The 19,744-nt window shown below is 72.7% G+C and carries 18 protein-coding genes; 8 read left to right on the top strand and 10 right to left on the bottom strand.

All coding sequences use genetic code 11. The annotated features are described in order from the left end of the window. Positions 1–36: 36 nt before the first annotated feature. Complete coding sequence (locus ASD06_RS06050) at positions 37–882, top strand: enoyl-CoA hydratase/isomerase family protein (protein ID WP_082537752.1); 846 nt, start codon at positions 37–39, stop codon at positions 880–882. Between the two features lie 78 nt (positions 883–960). Then, positions 961–2,865 (top strand): ABC transporter ATP-binding protein, encoded by a 1,905-nt coding sequence (locus ASD06_RS06045; RefSeq protein WP_056675069.1) that lies wholly within the window; start codon positions 961–963, stop codon positions 2,863–2,865. On the opposite strand, the gene ASD06_RS06040 is transcribed toward ASD06_RS06045, so the two are convergent. The 3 genes from ASD06_RS06040 to ASD06_RS06030 are packed head-to-tail and all read right to left on the bottom strand — an operon-like array spanning position 2,840 to position 5,044. Continuing rightward, positions 2,840–3,385 (bottom strand): GNAT family N-acetyltransferase, encoded by a 546-nt coding sequence (locus ASD06_RS06040; protein WP_056674558.1) that lies wholly within the window; start codon positions 3,383–3,385, stop codon positions 2,840–2,842. The two genes, ASD06_RS06045 and ASD06_RS06040, sit on opposite strands and share 26 nt — an antisense overlap. A gap of 5 nt (positions 3,386–3,390) precedes the next feature. Next, the gene (locus tag ASD06_RS06035; protein ID WP_056674556.1) at positions 3,391–4,152 is read right to left on the bottom strand and encodes an SDR family oxidoreductase; all 762 of its coding nucleotides are present in this window, start codon (positions 4,150–4,152) and stop codon (positions 3,391–3,393) included. Positions 4,153–4,201: 49 nt separating this feature from the next. Continuing rightward, positions 4,202–5,044, bottom strand: coding sequence for an SURF1 family protein (locus ASD06_RS06030; protein ID WP_162248047.1), 843 nt, complete (start codon positions 5,042–5,044; stop codon positions 4,202–4,204). A gap of 59 nt (positions 5,045–5,103) precedes the next feature. Between ASD06_RS06030 and moaA the strand changes: the two genes are divergently transcribed. Further along, entirely contained in the window at positions 5,104–6,120 is a 1,017-nt protein-coding gene (gene moaA / locus ASD06_RS06025) for a GTP 3',8-cyclase MoaA (protein WP_056675067.1), read from the top strand. Here the strand turns inward: moaA and ASD06_RS06020 are convergent. The 4 genes from ASD06_RS06020 to ASD06_RS06005 form a co-directional block, all read right to left on the bottom strand. Further along, complete coding sequence (locus tag ASD06_RS06020) at positions 6,117–6,353, bottom strand: hypothetical protein (protein ID WP_056674552.1); 237 nt, start codon at positions 6,351–6,353, stop codon at positions 6,117–6,119. The genes moaA and ASD06_RS06020 overlap by 4 nt on opposite strands. Continuing rightward, positions 6,350–6,655, bottom strand: a complete 306-nt coding sequence (locus ASD06_RS06015; RefSeq protein WP_200941911.1) for a DUF3099 domain-containing protein — start codon at positions 6,653–6,655, stop codon at positions 6,350–6,352. The genes ASD06_RS06020 and ASD06_RS06015 overlap by 4 nt, the downstream gene beginning before the upstream one ends. Positions 6,656–6,786: 131 nt before the next feature. Further along, a complete protein-coding gene (locus ASD06_RS06010; protein WP_056674549.1) occupies positions 6,787–8,166 on the bottom strand; it encodes a metallopeptidase TldD-related protein in 1,380 nt (459 codons plus the stop codon). After that, positions 8,163–9,674 carry a TldD/PmbA family protein gene (locus ASD06_RS06005; RefSeq protein WP_200941910.1) on the bottom strand — a complete coding sequence of 504 codons (1,512 nt, stop codon included), beginning with the start codon at positions 9,672–9,674 and terminating at the stop codon, positions 8,163–8,165. The genes ASD06_RS06010 and ASD06_RS06005 overlap by 4 nt, the downstream gene beginning before the upstream one ends. Before the next feature lie 100 nt (positions 9,675–9,774). Between ASD06_RS06005 and fabG the strand changes: the two genes are divergently transcribed. The 3 genes from fabG (at position 9,775) to ASD06_RS05990 (ending at position 11,842) form a co-directional block, all read left to right on the top strand. Next, on the top strand, positions 9,775–10,539 hold the full coding sequence (gene fabG, locus ASD06_RS06000) for a 3-oxoacyl-[acyl-carrier-protein] reductase (RefSeq protein WP_056674548.1): 765 nt from the start codon (positions 9,775–9,777) through the stop codon (positions 10,537–10,539). A 1-nt stretch (position 10,540) separates the two neighbouring features. Continuing rightward, the gene (gene fabI / locus ASD06_RS05995; RefSeq protein ID WP_056674545.1) at positions 10,541–11,302 is read left to right on the top strand and encodes an enoyl-ACP reductase FabI; all 762 of its coding nucleotides are present in this window, start codon (positions 10,541–10,543) and stop codon (positions 11,300–11,302) included. A gap of 63 nt (positions 11,303–11,365) precedes the next feature. Further along, complete coding sequence (locus ASD06_RS05990) at positions 11,366–11,842, top strand: DUF2335 domain-containing protein (RefSeq protein WP_056674544.1); 477 nt, start codon at positions 11,366–11,368, stop codon at positions 11,840–11,842. On the opposite strand, the gene ASD06_RS05985 is transcribed toward ASD06_RS05990, so the two are convergent. Further along, on the bottom strand, positions 11,790–15,386 hold the full coding sequence (locus ASD06_RS05985) for an adenylate/guanylate cyclase domain-containing protein (RefSeq protein ID WP_056674543.1): 3,597 nt from the start codon (positions 15,384–15,386) through the stop codon (positions 11,790–11,792). The two genes, ASD06_RS05990 and ASD06_RS05985, sit on opposite strands and share 53 nt — an antisense overlap. A gap of 149 nt (positions 15,387–15,535) precedes the next feature. On the opposite strand from ASD06_RS05985, the gene ASD06_RS05980 reads away from it, so the two are divergent. Both ASD06_RS05980 and ASD06_RS05975 read left to right on the top strand, forming a co-directional pair. Next, a complete protein-coding gene (locus ASD06_RS05980; RefSeq protein WP_162248046.1) occupies positions 15,536–16,555 on the top strand; it encodes a cyclic nucleotide-binding domain-containing protein in 1,020 nt (339 codons plus the stop codon). A 68-nt stretch (positions 16,556–16,623) separates the two neighbouring features. Further along, positions 16,624–17,145 carry a histidine phosphatase family protein gene (locus ASD06_RS05975; protein WP_056674540.1) on the top strand — a complete coding sequence of 174 codons (522 nt, stop codon included), beginning with the start codon at positions 16,624–16,626 and terminating at the stop codon, positions 17,143–17,145. Between the two features lie 4 nt (positions 17,146–17,149). Here ASD06_RS05975 and serB read toward each other — a convergent pair whose 3' ends face one another. Next, complete coding sequence (serB, locus tag ASD06_RS05970) at positions 17,150–18,445, bottom strand: phosphoserine phosphatase SerB (protein WP_082537806.1); 1,296 nt, start codon at positions 18,443–18,445, stop codon at positions 17,150–17,152. 45 nt (positions 18,446–18,490) lie between these two features. After that, positions 18,491–19,744, bottom strand: coding sequence for a glucose-1-phosphate adenylyltransferase (gene glgC, locus ASD06_RS05965; RefSeq protein ID WP_056674539.1), 1,254 nt, complete (start codon positions 19,742–19,744; stop codon positions 18,491–18,493).

Here is a 19,744-nt window from a genome sequence, read left to right as displayed (position 1 = left end):
AGCGAGCGGGGTCGCACCGGGGCCTAGGCTCGCGGCATGTCTGATGACCTGCCGCGAGACGCAGCGACCGATGCTGTGGTGGACGTCGACCCCGCCGTCCTCTCGGCAGGGCACCTTCGGCTGGACGTCGAGGGGCCCGTCGTGACGGTCACTCTCGACCGTCCTGAAGCGCGCAACGCGCAGACGCCGGCGACGTGGCGGGCGCTGGCGGCGATCGGGAAGGCGCTCCCCGACGCCGTGCGCGTCGTGGTGGTCAGGGGCTCCGGCGCGTCGTTCAGCGCCGGCCTGGACCGCGCGATGTTCACCGGCGAGGGCATCGTCGGTGAGGCGTCGTTCGCTGAGCTGGCTCACCTGTCGACCGACGAGCTGGACGGTGTCATCGCTCAGTTCCAGCGCGGCTTCAGCTGGCTGCGCGACCCCCGCATCATCAGCATCGCCGCGGTGCAGGGGCACGCCGTCGGTGCGGGCTTCCAGCTCGCCCTGGCATGCGACCTGCGTGTGGTGGCGGACGACGTCCAGCTGGCGATGCGCGAGACCAGCCTCGGACTCGTGCCCGACCTCACCGGCACCGCACCGCTGGTGCGGGCGGTGGGGGAGTCCCGTGCGCTGGAGATCTGCGTCACGGGCCGCTGGCTGGGCGCGGCCGAGGCGGTGAGCTCCGGCCTGGCGTCGTTGTCGGTGCCACGTGATGCACTCGATGGTGCGGTCGCCGACCTGGTGGCCGCCGTCATCGCTGCGGACGCCGGTGCGGTGCGCGACACCAAGGCGGTGCTGCAGGGTGCGGCGCTGCGTTCGGACGAGGAGCAGTACGCCGTCGAGCGCGCGGGCCAGGCCCGACGGTTCGCCGCGCTGCGGCTAGCGCTGGGCCGGCCCGGGAAGTGATCAGCGGCGTCCGGCGTTGAACCGGCGGCGTGCAGCGGTAGCGGCACCCGAGTGGTCGAGAGGGGTTAGCGGATGTCGATGGGTGGCATGGGCCGGGCGAGTGGGTCGTTCATGCACTCGCTGCGGCGCGACCCCTCGGTGAAGTCGGCGTCCCTGACACCCGGGGTGGCCCGGCGCATCGCGTCGTTCGCGCGGCCGTTCCGCGCACAGATCCTCGTCTTCCTGGGCCTGGTGATCGTCGACTCGGTGCTCGTCATCGCGACGCCGTTGCTGCTGAAGCGGATCATCGACCAAGGCGTGATCCCCGGGAACCGCGGCGTCGTCGTCACCTCAGCCCTCATCGTGGCGGGGCTGGCCGTCTTCGACGCCGTGCTGGGGCTTGCCGAGCGCTATCAGTCCTCCCGCATCGGCGAGGGGCTGATCTACCTGCTGCGGGTCAAGGTGTTCGCCCATGTGCAGCGCATGCCCATCGCCTTCTTCACCCGCACGCAGACCGGGTCGCTCGTGTCTCGCCTCAACAGCGACGTCATCGGCGCACAGCAGGCGTTCACCTCGACCCTGTCGTCGGTGGTCTCCAACGTCGTCACGCTCGTGGTCGTGTTGATCGCGATGCTGACGCTGTCGTGGCAGATCACCGTCGTGGCGCTGCTCATGCTCCCGCTGTTCGTCATCCCGGCCCAGCTGCTCGGACGCCGGCTGGCGGCGATCAGCCGCGAGGCGATGGTGCTGAACGCCGACATGGGCCAGTCCATGACCGAGCGGTTCAACGTGGCCGGCGCCATGCTCGTCAAGATCTTCGGGCGGCTACCGCACGAGGAGCAGGTGTTCTCCGACAAGGCCTCCCGCGTGCGCGACATCGGGGTGAAGTCGGCCATGTACGGCCGGCTGCTGTTCACCGCGCTCACGCTCGTCGCCGCGCTGGCCACCGCCCTGGTGTACGGCGCTGGTGGCTGGCTGGTCATCGACGGGTCCTTGACCGTGGGGGCGCTCGTCACGATGGCCGCCCTCCTGGGCCGGCTCTACGGGCCCCTCACGGCGTTGTCCAACGTGCAGGTCGACGTGATGACGGCCCTCGTCAGCTTCGACCGCGTCTTCGAGGTGCTCGACCTCCAGCCCCTCGTCCGCGACAAGGACGGCGCCGTCGAGCTGCCGCGCGACGCTGCGTCCGTCGAGTTCGACCACGTGTCGTTCCGCTACCCCCGGGCTGACGAGGTCTCGCTCGCGTCCCTCGAGTCGGTCGCCGTCCTCGACAGCTCCGAACCCCAGCAGGTGCTCAGCGACGTCAGCTTCAGCGTCCAGCCCGGTCAGGTCGTCGCCCTCGTGGGTCACTCGGGCGCGGGGAAGTCGACCATCACCCACCTGGTGTCACGTCTGTACGACGTCAAGGGTGGTGCGGTGCGCATCGGCGGTCTGGACGTCCGCGACGTCACCTTGGAGTCGCTGCACCGCACCGTGGGCGTGGTGAGCCAGGACGCCCACATGTTCCACGACACCATCCGCGGCAACCTCATGCTCGCTCGGCCCGACGCCAGTGACGCCGAGCTCGAGCAGGCGTGCCGCGATGCCCAGATCTGGGCGCTCGTCAGCGCGCTGCCCGAGGGCCTCGACACGGTCGTCGGCGACCGCGGCTACCGCCTGTCCGGTGGCGAGAAGCAGCGGCTCGCGCTCGCTCGGCTGCTGCTCAAGGCCCCGTCCGTGGTGGTGCTCGATGAGGCCACGGCGCACCTGGACTCCGAGAGCGAGGCAGCGGTGCAGCGGGCGCTGAAGACTGCCCTGGTGGGCCGCACCGCCATCGTCATCGCGCACCGCCTGTCGACGATCCGCGACGCCGACGAGATCCTCGTGATCGACGACGGCCGGGTGGTCGAGCGGGGGAGCCACGACGACCTGCTCGCTGCGGGCGGGCACTACGCCGACCTTTACCGCACGCAGTTCGCCCAGCAGGAGTCGGACGACGTCACGCCGGCGTCCACTCCCGCCTGAGCAGCCCGTAGACCCACGAGTCCGACACGACGCCGTCCACGACGCAGTCCTCGCGCAGGGTGCCCTCGCGCACGAACCCCAGCTTCTCCAGCACCCGCGCGGATGCGGTGTTGCGGGTGTCGGTCTCGGCCTGCACGCGGTTCAGGTCGAGCGTGTCGAAGGCCCAGGTGAGCAGCGCCCGGGCGGCCTCGGTGGCGTAGCCGTGGCCCCACGCGGACTCGCCGTAGCAGTAGCCGATGGCCGCGCTGCGAAAGTCAGGGTTCCACCGGCTGAGGCTGCACCAGCCGATGAACTGACTGTCGACGTGGACGGCGAGCCGGACTCCGGCGCCGTCGTCGGCGAGCTGCCGGCTCGCGCGGACGAACCGCTCGGCGCGCGCGCGGTCGGTCCACGGCGGGGCGTCCCAGTACCGCAGCACCCGCGCGTCGCTGTGCAGCGCGAACAGCGCGTCCACGTCGGCGTCGGCGACGGGACGCAGCCTCAGGCGAGCCGTCGTCAGCGCCGGGGCGACCAGCGCCATCGCGGTCAGAGGGCGCGGGTGGCGCCGCCGTCCACCGGCAGCACGGTGCCGGTGAGGTACGACGCAGCGGGAGACAGCACGAACGCCGCCACGCGGCCGAACTCGTCGGGCCGGCCGTAGCGCCGCAGGGGGATCGCGGCCTCGTTGTCCCGCCGCGCCGACGCCGGCCGCCCGCTGGCCTCGTCGAGCTGTCGCACGCGGTCGGTGTCGATGCGACCCGGCAGCAGCGCGTTGACCCGCACCGCCCGCGGGCCGTTCTCGTCGGCCATCGTCTTGGCGAGCATCGCCAGCCCGGGACGCAACCCGTTGGACGTCGCCAGGCCGGGGATCGGTGTACGCACCGACGTCGAGAGCACGAAGAGGATCGACGAGCCCTCCACGGACGCCGCGTCGGCCACAGCCCGCGCCAACCGAGCCGGGCCGAGAAACACCGTCTCGAACGCCGCGCGCCACTGGTCGTCGGTGATCTGGTCGCTGCTGCCGGCCGGCGGCCCCCCCACGCTGATCAGCGCACCGTCGAGCCGGCCGAATCGGGCCACGGCCGCGGCCACGAGCCGCTCCGCCAGCTCCGGGTCGCCCAGGTCACCGGGGATCACCATCACCTGGCCGGGCGCCCCCGCGCGCGCCAGCTCCTCGAGCCGCCCCGCGTCGCGGCTGCACACGAGCAGCCGAGCCCCTTCGGCGAGCAGCTGCTCGGCGGTGGCGCGGCCGAGGCCGCTCGAGGCGCCGGTGACGATGTAGGCGCGGTCGGTGAGTCCCAGGTCCATGGCGCACAGTGTGTCATCGGCCGGTTACCGAGGCGCGCCGGGCCGAGCATCACTCGTCCTCGTCGTCCCAGATGCGGCGACGACGCGGGACGCTGGTTGCGAGGTGCGCGTCCGGCCCCACCGGCTGCCCCTCGCCGTCGGCCTCGGCTGCCCGTCGGCGCCGCAGCCACAGAGGGAACAACAGCGCCAGCACCGCGAAGATCCACCACTGCACGGCGTAGGAGGCGTTGATGCCCTCACCGCCGTCGAGCTGTGGTGGGTGGAGCGACGTGAGCGGCTTGGCGGGCGCCGGCGTCTCGCTGACGAGGGCGCCGTAGCCGGGGTACAGGCGCAAGCCGGTGAGCTGCGCCACCTGGCTGACGGCGATGCTGCCGACCTGGCCGGGGCGTGTGCGCTGCGGGCGTCGCGGCTCACTGGGGCGCAGCCGCACGACGACCTCCACCGGCCCGCTCGGTGGCGCGGGAACCGCATCGGGGCGCTCGCCCGGGGCGCTGCCTGCCGTGCCGTTGGGGATCCAGCCGCGGTCGACGAGCAGGGCGCTGCCGTCGTCGAGCACGAGCGGCACGAGCACCTCGTACCCGAAGGTGGGCGAGCCACCGACGTCATGCGGACGGTTGCGGACGAGCGTCGTGGCGGCGACGTCGTACCGGCCCTTCACCCGGGCCTGCCGCCACTGGACGCCCGGGGGGAAGGCGGCGTCGGGTGAGGAGATGAGCTGGGAGAGCGGCACGGGTGGCGCGTCGTAGTTGCGCTGCACGAGCTGCTTGCGGTCGTGCTTGTCGTGGAACCGGTGCCACTGCCAGCGGCCCAGGGCAACGCAGGCCAGCGCCACCAGCACCGCCAGCACCCACACGCCGACGGTCTGGCGGTGGCGGAGCCAGAAGCCGGACACGTCACGACGGTAACCGGCCACAGCGGCGCGGCGAGCGTCGGGGACGTAGGGTGGAGGTCGTGCCGACCACCACCGATCCCGCAGCCGGGGCGCTGGTCGACGCCTTCGGCCGCGTCGCCGCCGACCTGCGGGTGTCGGTCACCGACCGCTGCAACCTGCGGTGCACGTACTGCATGCCGGCTGAGGGCCTGGACTGGCTGCCCAAGCCGGAGCTGCTGACCTTCGAGGAGCTCACGCGGGTCATCGCCATCGCGGTGGGCCTCGGCATCCGGTCGGTGCGGCTGACCGGCGGCGAGCCGCTGCTGCGCCGCGGACTACCCGAGCTGGTGGCCCAGATCGCGGCGCTGGAGCCGCGCCCGCGCATCGCCATGACCACCAACGGCCTGGGCCTCGACCGTCTGGCGCAGCCGCTCAAGGACGCCGGCCTCGACCGCGTGAACGTCTCGCTCGACACGATCGACCGCGAGGCCTTCACCCGCCTCACCCGCCGCGACCGGCTCGACGACGTCGTCAAGGGCCTGCAGGCGGCAGCGGACGCCGGCCTGCTGCCGGTGAAGGTCAATGCGGTCGCGATGCGTGGGGTGAACGACGAGTCGGTGGCCGACCTGCTGCAGTGGTGCCTCGACCACGGGTACGAGCTGCGCTTCATCGAGCAGATGCCGCTCGACGCCGACCACCGGTGGGACCGTTCCACGATGGTGACCCAGGCCGAGATCCTGGACCGGCTCGGCGAGCGGTTCGCGCTGACGCCCTTGGGCGCCGAGGCGCGGGGGAGCGCACCGGCCGAGACCTGGCTGGTCGACGGCGGCCCGGCCGTCGTCGGAGTGATCGCCAGCGTGTCGCAGCCCTTCTGCGGCGCGTGCGACCGCATGCGGCTCACCGCGGACGGCCAGCTGCGCTCGTGCCTGTTCGCCCGCAGCGAGCACGACCTGCGTACCCCGCTGCGGTCCGGCGCCAGCGACGCCGAGCTGGCCGAGCAGATGGTGCGGCTCATGGCCGCCAAGAAGGCCGGGCACGGGATCGACGACCCGTCGTTCCTGCAGCCGGCGCGGCCGATGTCCGCGATCGGCGGCTAGGTCCGCTCCTCGGTGAGCGTGCTGGCCGGCACGGTCTCGCGCAGGAAGCCGCGCACCGACAAGAAGGTCCCCAGGCTCTCGCGGTGGCCGTCGCAGGCCAGCCACGTCTTGCGCCGCTCGGGCGGGTGCAGCTTGGGGTTGTTCCAGCGCAGGGCCCAGACGGCCGGCGTCCGGCAGCCTTTAGCGCTGCAGACCAGGTCCGGCACGAAGGCCGGCTCGTCGTCGGCGGTCACGGCCCCAGGGTGCCATGTCGGTGCCCCTCGAGGGCAGGCTTCTCGGGTACGTACCCGCCGTGACCGGGTTGCTTCTTCGGGCCGGCGTTCGCGATGACCACCGCGACGTATGGCAGCAGGATCGCCGCCACCGCGAACACCCAGCGCAGCCACCCGTCGAACACCACCGCGAGCACGAAGCAGACAGTGCGCACCGACATCGAGATGAGGTACTTGCGCATCCGCTGCGCGAGGTCGACGTCGTGGGAGGCCTGGGCGTTGGTGATGGTGTGCACCTCGACCGGCCGTCGCTGCCGTGTCACGTCACGACGGTACGCGCCGTTGCTCCGGGCTGCCATGGCGGGCGCGGTTGGTGCTTGTCCAGGGTCCCGTCCGCTTGTCGAGGGCTCCACCCCTCGACAAGCGGAGTGTCACCCACTCAACGTGATCAACGTCAGGAGGCCTGGCTCACGCTGGAGCAGTTGAACCCGCGGACCCGCAGCGCCGGCATCGCGGTGCGCGGCAGGTAGTCGCCGAACTCACGGCCGAGCGTCGGGACGGTGGCCCCCGCGGCCTCGATGCGGTCGAGCAGGTCGACGGGCGACTCGTTGAACCGGAAGTTCGTCACCGCGCCGACGACCTCGCCGCCCTCGACCTTGTAGACGCCGTCGCGGGTCAGCCCGGTGAGCAGCAGGGTCTGGGGATCGACCTCGCGGATGTACCACAGGCAGGTCATGAGCAGACCGTCGTCGAGTCCGCTCACCAGGTCGAGCGCCGAGCCGGCGCCGCCCTCGACGTCGAGCAGCAGGTTGTCGGTGCCCGGGGTGTTGGCGAGGCCGGCGAGCTGCGCCGAGTGGCGCGTCGTCGGGAGCGCGCGCAGCACGCCGCCCTCGACCCACGACACCGCCTCGATGGGCAGGCCGTTGTCGAACACCGACGCCATGGGCGAGCTGGACGCCGTCATGACCGTGGCGGCCGACTCCAGGCCGGGCGCGCGCGGGTCGCTGCGCAGGCTCAGGGCGTGCGACGACAGCTGGTCACCCACCCGCGTGCCACCGCCCTTGCGGCCGAACACCGACCGGCCCTCGTGGGCCGAGCGAGCGTCGGCCGAGAAGTAGGCGTAGAGCATGAGATCGGCCACGGCGGACGGCGGCAGCACGGTGTCGTAGCGACCGGCCTCGACCTCCACGCGGCGGGCCTGCCAGCCGAGGCGCTCGGTGACCTCGGCGGCTAGGGCCGCGACGTCCACGTCGTCGAGCGACCGGGCTCCGGCCCCGGCCCACGCCGAACGCGCGCGGCCGTGCGACTTGCCGTTCAGCTGGACGACGGCGCTGGGCTGCTCGTGCCGCGCGCGCAGTCCGGTGCTCGTGGCGAGGTACGTCGTCCGGGTCGTGTACTCGGCGAAGCCGAAGAGCTCCTGCTCACCCGAGCGGGCCGCCTCCAGGGCGGCACCGAGACCGTCGGCGAGGCCCGCGAGGTCGCTCGCCCCCACCTCACCGGGCTCCGTGGCGAACGCGTCGTCCGCCGACCCGGCGACGAGCTCGGCGGCGTCCTCCGACGGGGATGCCGACCGCGCGGCATCCTCGGCGGCGGCGACGAGCCCGGCGACGTCGTCCGGCCCGACCCCGCTGCGGGTGACGGCACCGACCCGGTTGCCGTCGTGGACGGCGATGACGCTGACGTCCTGTCCGGACGTGATGCCGTTGGTGGTCAACGTGTTCGCGGCCCAGCGCAGGTTGGCCTGCTGGTGGGCGCCGACGAGCACCACACAGGGCCCGGTGGCGGCCGCGAGGGCCCGCTCCGCGAGCTCGCCGGGGTGGGTGCGCTCGCTCATGCCTGGCCCTCCTGGGTCGTGTTCAGGATCCTCACGTCGGTGAACAGCGCGCTCGGGCAACCGTGACTCACCGCGGCCACCTGGCCGGGTTGGCCCTTGCCGCAGTTGAACGCGCCGCCGAGCACCCACGTCTGCGGGCCGCCGACGACGGCCATCGAGCCCCAGAAGTCGGTGGTCGTCGCCTGGTACGCGACGTCCTTCACCATGCCGGCGAGCCGGCCGTTCTCGATGCGGTAGAACCGCTGCCCGGTGAACTGGAAGTTGTAGCGCTGCATGTCGATCGACCAGGACTTGTCGCCGACGACGTAGATGCCGCGCTCGACACCGGCGATGATCTCCTCGGTCGAGGGGCCGTCCGGCGCCGGCTGCAGGCTGACGTTGGCCATGCGCTGGATCGGCACGTGGGCGTAGGAGTCGGCGAAGGCGCAGCCGTTCGAGCGCTCCTGGCCGGTGAGCCGGGCGATGCGACGGTCGAGCTGGTAGCCGACGAGCGTGCCGTCGCGCACGATGTCGAACTGGCCCGTGGCGACGCCCTCGTCGTCCCAGCCGGTGGTGGCCAGGCCGTGCTCGACGGTGCGGTCGCCGGTGACGTGCATGAGCGGCGTGCCGTAGCGCAGCGTGCCGAGCTGGTCGGGCGTCGCGAAGGACATGCCTGCGTAGGCCGCCTCGTAGCCGAGCGCGCGGTCGAGCTCCGTGGCGTGGCCGATGGACTCGTGGATCGTCAGCCAGAGGTTGCTGGGGTCGATGACGAGGTCGTAGCGCCCCGCCTCGACCGATGGCGCCTTGAGCTTCTCGACCGTCAGACCCGGGAGCGCCGCGATCTCGCTCGCCCAGTCCCACGCGCCGTCCGCTGCCGTGCCGACGACGTACTCCCAGCCGCGGCCCACGGGCGGCGCGAGCGTGCGCATCGTCTCGACGCCGTCACCCGTGACGACCACGCCGGTGAGCACCGGCTGCACGCGGACGCGCTGCTGCGTGGTCGCGGTGCCGTGCAGGTCGGCGTAGAACTTCTGCTCCTTCACCGCGCCGAAGTCGGCGTCGACGTGGTTGAGGCCGGCGTCCAGGAGCTGGCGCGACCACGTCTCGAACAGCTCGGCCTTGTCGGAGTCGGCGATGTCGAAGGGGTCGATGCCGTACGCCGACACCCACTCCCCGGTGTGCGCCGGCTCGGGCGCGAGCTCGACGCGCTCGGTCGACAGCGGCCGCGAGACCCGGGCCAGCTCCACCGCACGCGTCGCGGCCTCGACGGCCGCCTCCGGGGTCAGGTCAGCTGAGGCCGAGAAGCCCCACGTGCCGTCGACCACCACGCGCACCGCGAGGCCGGAGTCGGTGGAGTCGCCGCCCCCGGCTCGCTGGGCGTCGTGCAGGCGCAGGTCGCTCTCGCGCACGCGCTCGACCCGCAGGTCGGCGTGCTCGGCCCCCAGATCTCGCGCCCGCTGCAGCGCGGCGTCGGCCAGCTGCTGCAGGGGGAGCGCGCGAAAGTCCTCGTCCACGGATCGGCTCGTCACGGGGGCGACCCTACCCACGACGGCTGGCAGCACGTACCGGTTTGTCGGTCCGGCCGCGTCCGTTTGGGGGATACCCGTGGGTAGCCGATAGCGTCCGGCCATGACCACGACGACGACCTCACCGACGGCTGGGGGTGAGCAGGCGGCCGGCCGCAGCGTGCTCGTCACCGGCGGCAACCGCGGGATCGGACTGGCCATCGCGCGCGCGTTCGCCGCGGACGGCGACCGCGTGGCCGTGACCAGCCGGTCGGGCGAGCTGCCGGCCGAGCTCGAGGGCACCGGCGCGCTGGCCGTGCGGTGCGACGTCACCGACACGGCGAGCGTCGACGCCGCGTTCACCGAGGCCGAGCAGGCGCACGGACCGGTCGAGGTGCTCGTCGCCAACGCCGGCATCACCCACGACACCCTGCTGATGCGGATGACCGACGAGGAGTTCGAGTCGGTCGTCGACACGAACCTCGCCGGGGCCTTCCGGTGCGCGCGCCGAGCGAGCAAGGGCATGATCCGGCTGCGTCGCGGCCGCATCGTGCTCATCTCCAGCGTCGTCGGCCTCTACGGGTCGCCGGGACAGGCCAACTACGCGGCGAGCAAGGCGGGCCTGGTGGGACTGGCCCGCTCGATCACCCGCGAGCTCGGCGGCCGAGGCATCACCGCCAACGTCGTCGCCCCGGGCTTCGTGCAGACCGACATGACGGCGGCGCTGCCCGAGGCGCAGCAGCAGGCCTATCTGGCGGCCATCCCCGCCAGCCGCTTCGCCCAGCCGGAAGAGGTTGCGCAGGCGGTACGGTTCCTCGCGAGCGAGGGTGCGGCGTACATCAGCGGAGCGGTCGTCCCGGTGGACGGCGGACTGGGAATGGGGCACTGAGATGGGCATCCTCGAGGGCAGGCGGTTGCTGGTGACCGGCGTGCTGATGGACTCCTCCATCGCGTTCCACGTCGCGCGGATCGCGCAGCAGGAGGGCGCCGAGGTCGTCCTGACGTCGTTCGGGCGCACCATGAAGATCACGCAGACCATCGCCAAGCGGCTGCCGACCACGCCGCCGGTGGTCGAGCTCGACGTCCAGGACGACGAGCACCTGGCCTCGCTGGCCGAGCGGGTGGGCGAGCACGTCGACGGTCTGGACGGCGTGCTGCACTCGATCGGCTTCGCCCCCCAGGGCGCGTTCGACTTCCTGGGCGCCTCGTGGGACGACGTGTCCACCGCCCTGCACGTGTCGGCTTACTCGCTCAAGGCGTTGGCTGTGGCGGCGCTACCGCTCATGCCGAACGGCGGCAGCGTCGTCGGCCTGACCTTCGACGGCCGGTTCGCCTGGCCGGTCTACGACTGGATGGGCGTGGCCAAGGCGGCGTTCGAGTCGACCTCGCGTTACCTGGCCCGCGACCTCGGGCCGAAGGGCGTGCGCGTCAACGTGGTGGCCGCCGGTCCCATCCGCACCACCGCGGCCAAGAGCATCCCCGCCTTCGACACGTTCGAGAACACCTGGGGCGAGCGGGCTCCGCTCGGTTGGGACGTGCGGGACGCCGAGCCGACCGCGCGCGCCTGCTGCGCCCTGCTCTCGGACTGGTTCCCCGCGACCACCGGCGAGATGGTGCACGTCGACGGCGGCGTGCACGCCATGGGCCAGTAGGGCGTCTGTCCCCAGCACCGGCTCGGCGGGCGCTCCGCTCGCTGCAGGGCTAGCGTGCTGGCCATGAGCCACCCGTTGGCCGGCCGGGTCGCCGACCACGACCGCGACCACGACCACGACCACGACACCGAACCCGCGACCGCACCGATCGAGGTCACCGACGGCGAGCTGCCCCCCGCCGACACGGTGGAGGCCTACGAGCACGTGCTGCCCGGCGCGGCCGACCGGATCATCCGCATGCTCGAGCAGCAGTCCGAGCACCGGATGGCCCTGGAGCGCAGCCTGGCGCGCAGCACCGCGGTCACCGAGCGACTGCGGCAGGTGCTCGGCGTCGCGATCGTCCTGGTCGTGTTCATCGTGGCGACCCGGCTGATCACCGGGGGCCACGAGGGGCCAGGCACCCTGCTGGCCGTCGCCGACCTCGTGCTGCTGGCCGCCGTCTTCCTCGGCCGCCCGAGCGCGCCCGTGTTCGTCGAGAGGCCGCGGCTCACCCGGGCGGCGCGCTCCGGCTCAGCAGACGCGCACGGGTCGCTTCGCTGAGGTACTCCGCCGCGAGCTGCTCGTCCCCGATCTGGCGAGCCACCGCCTCGAGGTAGGCACGGCTGGCCTCCGCGACCTCGGCGGCTCGCGGGTCGTGCTCGTGCTGCAGCACCGTCCAGCACGTCTCGAGCACCAGCTCCGGTCGGTAGCTGCCGGTGAGCCCGTCGAGGTCGAGGTGGGGGAGCAGAGCCTCCACCCGGCGCAGAGCATCGGCCCCGTGACCGCTCGCGACGTCGACCGCCGCCAGCCCCGCCTCGCCCTCGCGGGCAGCGGCCGCGAGCCCGAGGCCGCGAAAGCGGCGAACCGCTCGGGTGAGTGCTTTCTGCGCGAGGTCGAATCGTCCGGCTGCCGTCGCGACGCGGCCCAGGGCGAGGTCGGCGGTGCCGGCCTCCAGCACCAGCTCACCCTCCTGGGCGGTGGCGGCCGCGCGCTGCGTGAACGCGAGGGCCTCCTCGACCGAGCCTCGGGCCAGCTCGACCACGCCGAGCCACGCGAGACAGTCCGTCTGCAGAGCCGTGGCGGGAACCGCGTCGGCGACCGTCAAGGCGGCCCTCAGGCGCTCCGCCGCCGCGTTCCACCGGCCCAGGACGACGTCGAGCTGGGCGAGCACGTCGAGGTTGGTCGCCAGGCTCTCGCGGTCGTCGAGCGCCGTCGAGATCTCGATGGCCTCGTCGCACCAGCGCCGCGCCTCGGCGACCCGGCGCAGCATCAGGCCCGTGCTCGCCAGGTTGCCGAGGGCGATGCCCACGCGGTACCGGTGGCCGGACAGCCGGAACACCGGCAGCGCCTGCTCCAGCACGGCCTGGGCCTCGGCGTACCGCCCGAGCTGGAACAGCGCCGTGGCCGTCTGGGCCAGGACGACGCTGCGGGCCTCGGTGTCGCCGGACTCGCGCAGCACCTCCTGCGCCTGGTGCAGCAGCTCGAGCGCCGTGCCGTACTCGCCCTGGTTGCCCGAGAGCATCGACAGGTACCGCAGCGTCTCGGCCTCCAGGCCCTGGTCGACGGCGTCGCGGGCCCGGCGCAGGGCCTGGTCGAGCACCCGCCGTGCCTCGACGTTGTGACCGTGCCACGTCAACGACTTGCCCCACCACAGCAGGGCCTCGGCCTCCTCGCGCACGAGACCGGCACGGGCCGCCACCTCGGCCGCCTCGCGAGCGCTCTGGGAGGCCCGGTCGTACTCGCTGTTCTCGAAGGCCGCCTGTGAGCGGCTGGCGAGCAGCACCACGTGTCGCCCCGGGTCGTCCAGCCGCCGGGCGATCTCGGCCATGGAGTCGAGGTCGGCGAGCTGTCTGGCGCGTTCCCCCATGCGGTCGAGCACCTGCTCGCGGGCCGCGAGCAGGTCGAACCGCAGCGGAGCCTCGGCGTCCGCGCTGAGGTCGATCCCGCGCGTGAGCAGGCGCACCGCCTCGGTGAGCGCGTGGATCGACCTCGCGTGGTACGCGGCCCGCAGGTACCACCGCGCGGCGGCGGGATCACCCGCGCGATCGAGGTGCTCGGCGATGAGTGCCGCGTACTCGTCGACGCGCCCGGTGCGCTCGGTCACCTCGACCAGCCAGCGCGCCGCCTGGGCGTGGTAGGCCGACCGACGCGTCCGCAGCACGCCCTCGTACGCCACGTCGCGCAGCAGCGCGTGCTTGAAGAGGAACTCCCGGGCGGTGTCGAACGCCGACTGCTCACGCTGGAACACCAGCTCACGGCGGTGCAGCTGGTCGAGGGCGGCTGAGGTCGGCGCCGCGGTGCCGTCGTCGAGGTGGTCGACGGCGTCGTCCCAGAAGACACGACCGACCACCGACGCCCGTTGCAGCACCACGCGTTCGGCCATGGTGAGCGCGTCGAGGCGCGCCTGCAGCACACCCCGCAGCGTCGAGGGCACCGCCACGGCGCCGATGCGGTCCTCTCGCACGCGCCAGTGCGGAGAGCCGCGCTCGATGACGCCGGCGTCCACGAGCCAGGTGACGAGCTCCTCGATGTAGAACGGGTTGCCTTCTGCCGCGTCGGCCACCAGGTCGACGACGCTGGACGGCAGCTCCTGGACGTGCTGCAGCAGCTCGCGCAGCAGCGCGCGGCTCTCGCGGCGCGACAGCGGCTGCAGGCCCAGCCTGCGGTGGTGCTCGAGCCCCTCGCCCCACAACGGCCGCTGCTCGAGCAAGGTGCGCCGCGCGGTGGCGACCACCAGCACCGGCCGCTCGCGCAGGACGTCCGCGGCGGCGTCGAGCCAGCGCAGGGAGCCGTCGTCGGCCCAGTGCAGGTCCTCGACGAGGATCACGACGGGCGCGCTCTCACTGAGCTGGGCGAAGTAGCGGCCGAGCAAGGTGGTGGCCTGGTCACGCAGGGCTTGCGGCTCGCGCGGGAGGCTGGGCCCGACGTCGTCCAGCTCGAAGCCCAGCCACGCGGCGACCGTCCGAGCGTGCTGCGTCGCGGCCGGCTCGTCGGGAAAGGCCTGGCGCACACCGGCCTCGGCCTTGGCTCGCACGACGGGCGGCGGGTCGCTCTCCTGCACGCCGAATCGCGTGGCCATCATGTCGCGCAGCAGGGCGCCGGCGCGGTTCTGGTCCGAGGCGGTGGCGCGGCCCCGGAACCACCACACGTCCTCGCTGCGCTCGCCGAGCCAGCGGTCGAAGTCCAGCAGCAGGCGTGACTTCCCGACGCCGGCGTCCCCGACGACCGTGACGACGGTGAAGCGGCGGTCCTCCACGGTGTCCCAGAGCAGCTCCTGCAGCTGGCGCAGCTCGACGTCGCGACCGACGGTGCGCGTCTCGACGCCCTCGACGCCGCGGGCGCGGTCGAGGTGGAACCCGCGGGGGCGCTCCGAACGCACCACGAAGGCGTCGACCGGCTCGTCGATGCCCTTCAGGTGCAAACCCGTGAGCGGCTCGACGGCGAACCACCCACGCACCGGGCGGTGGGCGTCCGCGCTCACGAGCACGCCGTTCAGCGGCGCCGCCGCCTGCAGCCGGCTCGCGCGGTTGACGGTGTCGCCCACGACCACGAAGTCGGTGCCCACGCGCTCGTCGAGCGTGCTCACCACGACCTCGCCCGAGTCGACCCCGACGCGCATCGCCAGCGTGACGCCGTAGCGCTCGACCAGCGTCGCGTTCAGCGCGGGCAGGCCGTCGCGCATCGCCAGGGCGGCGCGGATCGCCCGCTGGGCGTCGTCCTCGTGGGCGTGGTGCAGCCCGAACACCGCCATGACGGCGTCACCGATGAACTTCTCGACGACCCCGCCGTGAGTGGTGATGACCTTCTGCCAGGCGTCGAAGTAGGCCGCGACCACCGCCCGGGTGTCCTCGGCGTCCAGGCCGCGCGAGAGCGTGGTGAAGTCGACGAGGTCGGCGAACAGCACCGAGACCAGCTTGCGCTGCTCGCCGTTGACCTGCCGCTCGGCGCGCTGGCGCCGATCGCGAAGTGGGCGCAGGGCGGTGTCGACCACGTCGTCGCCGAGGACGTCGCGCTGCGCCTCGAGCGCGGCGATCGCGCGGTCGAGCTCAGCGCACTCGTCGGCAGCCGTGCGCGCGGGGCCATCGAAGGCGGCGCCCCCTGTCATGAGTGAGACCGTAGGGCTCCGGACGGGCCGGCGCGGCCGGATCCCGGCAAGTTTCGTGCAGCCGCAACGACTGGTTTGGGCAAAGCCGGGACGATCCGACCGCCCGGGGTCTTCAATGGCGGCGACGGCGTGACGTCAGGGAGGCGATGATGCGGGTCGAAGCCACTGCAGCCTCGGTGTCGTGGATCCCGTCGGAGTCGGTCGGAGGTGCGCTGCGCCGCGGTTTCGACGTCGGCCTGGCGCACTACGACCCGCCGCCGCCGGACGCCCTCGACGACGAGGAGCACCTGCACCGGTTGTGCCGCGACGACCGCTTCCGGTTCGCAAACCTGCTGCGCGGATGGGCCGACGTCGAGGGCGGACGGGTCGTCGCCGGCGGGTTCGGGCCGGGATCTGGTCTGGTCATGGGCTCGACGACGGTGCGGGTCGCAGGCGTGGGTGCGACCTTCCGTGCCATGTCGCTGCCCGCGATCACGGCCGAGCCGGTGGTCGAGGCCGACAGCGTGCGGCTGAGCCAGACGGTCGGCGGCCGCACCGGCGTGCCCCTGCCCCGGCCGGTGCCTCACCCGCCGTTCGTGCAGTGGAACGCGCCGATCGTCTGGACGACCCTCACGCTGACGCTGCGGGCGGACGGCTCGAGCCACGTCCAGCTGAGCGGAGCCAGCGCGTTCCCGCGGCACTGGGTCTTCGGGACCGACCTTCGGCTGCAGGCCAAGAGCGGGCTCACCGACCAGTCCACCTGGGTCGCGCACTCCTTCGGCGAGCGCACGCCATGGAGCGCGCAGGACTCACCCGCGCTCGTGACGGCTGCCGAGTCCGAGCTCGAGCGGCAGCTCTCGGAGCAGATCATGCGCGGTGGCCGGCGACCTGAGGTGCGCCGGTTGGCTGCGGGGGACGTCCTCACCCGCCAGCGCGAGATCGGCGACGAGGTCTACCTGCTGCTCGACGGCGTGCTGCGGGTGGACGTCGACGGGGAGGAGCTGGCCGATGTCGGGCCCGGCGCGGTGCTGGGCGAGCGAGCGCTGCTCCAGGGTGGGCGCCGCACCTCGACGCTCACCGCGGTGACGGCGGCGCGGGTGGCCGTGGCGGCGCGGGAGGCGGTCGACCTCGACCGCCTGCGCGAGCTGGCGCCCTCCCACCACCGCGAGCACCCCCCACCCCTCCCGTGATCATGCACGCGAGCGCACCTGGGGCGGGCTGGCGTGCATGATCACGGCAGGGTGGGGAGACTGGGAGCGTGGCTGAGCGCGGAGCAGGACGCACGCTGCTGCTGGTGCGGCACGCCAAGTCCGACCAGAGCGTGGGCGGCACTGATCACGACCGGCCGCTCAACCATCGGGGACGCCGCGACGCACCGGCGCTCGGACGCTGGCTGGCCGCACACGCGCTGCCCATCGACCTCGTGCTGTGCTCGAGTGCCACGCGAGCCCGTGAGACCTGGGACCTCGCGACCGGCGCGCTGCAGGTGGACGCACCTCTCGACGTCCGCCCGTCGCTGTACCTGGCTCAGCCGCTGACAGTGCTCAGCCAGCTGCGTGACCTGCCCGACGCCATCCACGTCGTCGCCGTCGTGGGTCACGAGCCGACGCAGTCGGCGCTCGTGGAGCTGCTCGCAGCCGAGGCCGAACCGCCTGCGGCCCAACGCCTGGTCGACGGCTTCCGCACGTCGGCAGTCGCCACGCTCCGCCTGGCAGGCGGGTGGGCGGCACTGGGCCCGCGGACCTGCCGGCTGGTGGACTTCGCCGTCCCACGGGCGTGAAGCCTCAGGCGTCCTCGGCGTCGGCTTCCTCGACCTCCTCGCGCGGGATGCCGATGAGGTAGAGCACCGCGTCGAGGAAGGGCACGTTGACCGCGGCGTCGGCCTGCTCGCGCACGACCGGTTTGGCGTTGAAGGCGATACCGAGACCCGCGGCGTCCAGCATGTCGAGGTCGTTGGCGCCGTCCCCGATCGCGATGGTGCGCGCCAGGGGGAGCCCCTCGGCGTCGGCGAACCGGCGCAGCGCCGCGGCCTTGCCGGCCCGGTCGACGACGTCACCGACGACCCGCCCGGTGAGGCGCCCGTCGACCACCTCGAGCCGGTTGGCCTCCACGTGCTCGATGCCGAGCCCGTCGGCGATGGGCCGCACGACCTCGGCGAAGCCGCCCGACACGAGCGCCACGGTGAACCCGAGCCGGTGCAGCGTGCGTACGAGGGTGCGCGCTCCCGGAGTCAGCTGGACGGCGGCGCGGACGTCGTCCAGCACCGTCGCGGGCAGGCCCTCGAGGCACGCAACGCGCTCGTGCAGGCTCGCGGCGAAGTCGAGCTCACCGCGCATCGCGCGTTCGGTGACCTCCGCGACCTCCGCCTCCCGCCCGCTGTGCCTCGCCAGCATCTCGATGACCTCGCCCTGCACCAGCGTCGAGTCGACGTCCATGACGACGAGCCGGTGCCCGCGGCGGGCCAGGCCGGCCGGCGAGACCGCGATGTCGACCCCGTGGGCGGCGGCAGCCGCGGCGACCGCACGGCGCAGTGTCGACACGTCGCCGCCGGAGACGTCGATCTCGATGGTGGTCACCGGCCAGTGCGAGATGCGGCGGATGCGGTCGATGTTGGCGTTCTGGGCCGCGAGCTCCTGCGCTACTGCGGCCACAGCCGCGGGCAGCAGCGGCGCGGCGAGCAGCGTGACGTGCAGGCGTCCCTCGCGGCGGGGCGTGGAGTCACCGGTGCCCAGGCGGCAGCGCACCTTCATGTCGAGCCGGTCGGCGACGTCGAGCGCCGCCGCCCGCACGGCGTCGCTGCCACCCGTGGTGAGCAGCACCGCGAGCGTGAGCCGCCCCCGCACCACCACCTGCTCGACGTCCAGCACGGTGGCCGGCGTCGCGGCGAGGGCGCTGAACAGGGCGGAGGTGACGCCCGGGCGGTCGTCACCGGTGAGGGTGACGAGCAGCGTGGGCTCGTCCGTGCTGCGCGGCGGCACCTCGATCACGCGCCGAGGGTACCCAGCGGGCGCGGTGCCCCCCTGGGCGAGGTCAGGATCTGGACCCGGTGGCGAGGATCCCGAAGCTGAGCTCCAGAACATCATGGCTCTGCGGCCGCGCGAGGGAGCTGCTCTCGCGAGACCGTCTCAGGCGGTGACGAGCTGGCCCTTGCCGATGACGACGAGTCCGGACTCGGTGACCGTGAACCCCCGTGCGAGATCCTCTTCGGGGTCCATGCCGATGCGCGCGCCCTCAGGGATCACCACGTTCTTGTCGATGATCGCCCGCCGGATGACGGCGTGCCGCCCCACCTCGACCCCGTCGAGCAGCACGCTGTCGCTCACGCTCGACCACGAGTGCACGTACGAGCCGGGCGAGATCACCGAGTTCTCGACCGTGGCTCCGGAGATGACGACACCGGGGGAGACGTTGGAGTTCACCGCGTGCCCGATGCGCCCGTGCCAGCCGTGCACGAACTTGGCCGGCGGGTACGGCCCGTAGTTGGTGTAGATCGGCCAGTCGTAGTTGTAGAGGTTGAAGACGGGGTGCACCGACACGAGCTCCATGTGGGCGTCGTAGTAGGAGTCCAGCGTGCCGACGTCTCGCCAGTAGTCGCGGTCGCGCGGGGTCGAGCCGGTGACGTCGTTGTCCTTGAAGTCGTAGACGCCGGCCTCACCACGGGCGACGAAGTCGGGGACGATGTCGCCACCCATGTCGTGCTTGCTGTCGGCGCGGTCGCTGTCGCGCGTCACGGCGTCGATGAGCGCGTCCGTGGTGAAGACGTAGTTGCCCATCGAGGCGAGCACCTCGCCGGCGGAGTCGGGCAGGCCCTGCGGGTCGGTCGGCTTCTCGAGGAACGCGCGGATGCGACGTGGGTCGCCGGGGTCGACGTCGATGACGCCGAACTGGTCGGCCAGGCCGATCGGTTGGCGGATCGCGGCCACGGTGGCGGCCGCGCCGGAGTCGCGGTGCTGCTGCACCATCTGGCTGAAGTCCATGCGGTACACGTGGTCAGCGCCGACCACCACGACGATGTCCGGGCGCTCGTCGTGGATCAGGTTGAGGCTCTGGAAGATCGCGTCGGCGCTGCCGAGGTACCACCGCTTGCCGACGCGCTGCTGGGCCGGCACCGGCGTCACGTAGTTGCCCAGCAGGTTCGACATCCGCCACGTGGTGGTGATGTGGCGGTCGAGGCTGTGCGACTTGTACTGCGTCAGCACGACGCACTTGAGGTAGCCGGAGTTCACGACGTTCGACAGCGCGAAGTCGATGAGCCGGTAGATGCCCCCGAACGGCACGGCCGGCTTGGCGCGGTCGGCGGTGAGCGGCATGAGCCGTTTGCCCTCGCCTCCGGCCAGCACGATGACCAGCACCTTCGGGTCCCGCGAACGCGTCGGCAT

The sequence above is a fragment of the Angustibacter sp. Root456 genome (assembly GCF_001426435.1).
In the GTDB taxonomy this organism is placed as follows: domain Bacteria; phylum Actinomycetota; class Actinomycetes; order Actinomycetales; family Angustibacteraceae; genus Angustibacter.
This window is presented reverse-complemented; position numbering and strand designations above follow the sequence as displayed.